The organism is Methanoregula sp. (assembly GCA_041645435.1).
Classification (GTDB): Archaea; Halobacteriota; Methanomicrobia; order Methanomicrobiales; family Methanospirillaceae; genus Methanoregula.
This window is the reverse complement of sequence record JBAZQB010000020.1, coordinates 1-2,640: the sequence shown is the minus strand read 5'-3', so window position 1 is coordinate 2,640 and position 2,640 is coordinate 1. Positions and strand designations below refer to the sequence as shown.

At 47.4% G+C, this 2,640-nt stretch carries 2 protein-coding genes; both read right to left on the bottom strand.

Translation table 11 applies throughout. The annotated features are described in order from the left end of the window. Positions 1-217: 217 nt before the first annotated feature. Positions 218-976 carry an IS21-like element helper ATPase IstB gene (istB, locus tag WC593_15895; GenBank protein ID MFA4826631.1) on the bottom strand — a complete coding sequence of 253 codons (759 nt, stop codon included), beginning with the start codon at positions 974-976 and terminating at the stop codon, positions 218-220. Further along, a complete protein-coding gene (istA, locus tag WC593_15890; protein MFA4826630.1) occupies positions 973-2,529 on the bottom strand; it encodes an IS21 family transposase in 1,557 nt (518 codons plus the stop codon). Before istA ends, istB begins: the two co-directional genes overlap by 4 nt. Positions 2,530-2,640: the final 111 nt, after the last annotated feature.

Sequence of the window (2,640 nt, the reverse complement as noted above, 5' to 3'; positions counted from 1 at the left end):
TGTAAATTTCAATTCAATTATATACCACCATTTCAGTTAAAGAGCATATCACTTTTCAAAAATAATTAATAAAACATCATTTGTAATAGTGTTGAGACGGGAAATAACTCGAAGAGTTATTCTCGGATCAACACTATTCTTTTTTTGGTTCTTTTTTTCTTTGTTCATAGGTGTTAATTTGTTAATAAATACGTGGGTTTGGAGTAGGGTCGTCCTGTCATTTCTCCATCATTTGTTTTGTTTCCTTCACCCTGAATGACTTTCCATTCATGTTTACCATATAAGCCCGGTGTGTCAGCCGGTCGACCATGGCGGCTGTTAGAACAGGATCGCCAAAGATCTCCTTCCAACGGTCGAACGACAGGTTGGTGGTGATGATGGTCGACTTGCGTCCGCATCGCAGCGACAAGTGGCTGAACAGCAGTTCTGCCCCTTCCTTATCGAAGGAGATATACCCAAACTCGTCACAAATAACCAGGTCGAACTTTTCAAAACGATTTTCAAGGGTCCGGAGTAGCTTTTGCGAGCGGCTTTCTCGTATCTGGGTCAGTAGACGCGGGACGGTGGTAAACAATACCTTATACCCCTGCTGACAGGCCAGGATGCCCAGGGCAGTGGCAAGATGTGTTTTCCCGGTACCGGGATTACCGGAGAAGATAATGTTCTGGCCGGCTTTGATAAAATCCAGTCGTTCCAGAATGGGCAGCTTGGAGGCTGCATCTTCCGGGAGATCTTCCCGGTGGATATCATGCAGGTATTTGTATTGGACAAAACCTGCCTGACGGAGCTGCGCTTTTCGCCGGTTTTCAAGACGGGTGGCATATTCACGCTCCATCAGCCGTAAAAGGTAGTTTTCATAGGAAAGCTTTTCCCGTGTAGCTTCAATGGCCACTGTGGTAAACTCCCGGCGGAATGTTGGAAGCCTCAACTCCCGGGAGAGCTGTTCCATTTGCTGTTTTATTTCTTTGGTGTTCATACTACGGCCTCCATGTTTGCGGTAATCAATCCGGTAATCTCTTCCAGTTGCTTGTTGGCAAAATTTTCTATCTCATCACCGGGTGGATCACTCATGAGGTTGGGTGAGGCTTCAGGTTGATTGCCTAACACGGCCATGATCTTTTCGCCCGTGACATTCCCCGGACAAATCCCGTTTACATACAGGGCTGTATCTAGCAATCGGTGATGGTCTACCTGATGCTGATGACAGAACTGCAGCAGGTGGATAAAATCCCGGGGCTGGTGGGTAAACCAATTGCCATATACAGTTTGAACGGGCGGTGGAGCCTGGTGAAGGGCTATGGACCCATGCAATGCTCCCGGCTTTCGTGAAAGCGTCTTCAGGTAATGATCCAGACAGATGATCCACTGATTCTGACCGTAATTACGATCGTGGCGGCAGATAAGCAGATGGCCGTAATAGAACTTCAACTCGTTAGTGTAAACCTTCACCTGCACCATCCGCCCGACAAGATGATCACCCACTGAATAGCGGTTGGTGCCAAAGCAGATCGTGGAATATTTATCCACTTTCAGATCATGTGTCAAAAAGCAATCCATCTGCCCGGGATACTTCCACAGCGAAGGACGCTCTTGGAGGAACTCTTGCATCGGGGTCTTACCCGTGGAACCACACAACGCATTGAGATGATCACAGGTTTGTTGAAGATGAGCCTGGGCTTGTTCCAGTGAATCAAAAGTATCAGTATGGCTGAAGGCTTTGCGGCGAACATATTCAACGCTTCGCTCAACGTGCCCCTTCTCATTGCCGCTGCGCACGTTGCAAAAACGCCAACGGTACTGAAACCAGCCTGAAAGATTTACCAGAGCCTCTGTAGGCGTTTTCTCACTTCGGCCCACAAAATCCCTTACCACTACTCGCATATTGTCGTAAACCATCTCCTGATAAACCCCGCCGATGTGTGCAAAAAAATCATTGTGGGCTTCCATAAAGGCCAAGGTGTCCTGACGATGGTACAACCGGCAGTGACGGTAATTACTGTATGCCGAGGTGAACACGGCCAGGTATAACCGCTTGCGAACACCTCGGATGACCAGCTTGACTTCCGCCCAATCAAACTCGCATTCCTCCCCGGCAAGATAGGTTTGCTTAATGTATGCCTCACACTGCCGCAGCTCCTTCTCCCGAATATAATTGCATACGGTGGTGTAGCCGATCTGTTGGCCCTGGCTCAGGACATACTCCCATATGTCGATCTTGCGTTTAATCTGCTTGCGCAATCCTTCCTGCCGCTTGCGCCGGTTCTCTTCCAACTGCTCAATGATCAGGTTCTCAATCTCTGAAGTTAGCTTACGTCGGCATCGGTTCCGGCTATCATACTGTGGCGGGCTACTCAGATAATCCTGTAATACCTTCTGGTCAACACCAGAGTCCGATGCTTGTTCTGCTATCACATAATCTGAAAGCTGTTTCTTTACCGTGATGCGACTGATCTGTAAGTCGCGCGATATCTTCCGTATGCTATCATACTCGCGAAAATAACGCCTGATAATCTCTTGCTTTGTATCCATGCTTATCATCGTTTTTGTGTTGCTGTTGTTCTTGCAAAGCAACTGGTTTAACTACGATAAGTGGTATACTTTTCAACGGGAAGGTGGTATACTTTTCAATTAATATATACA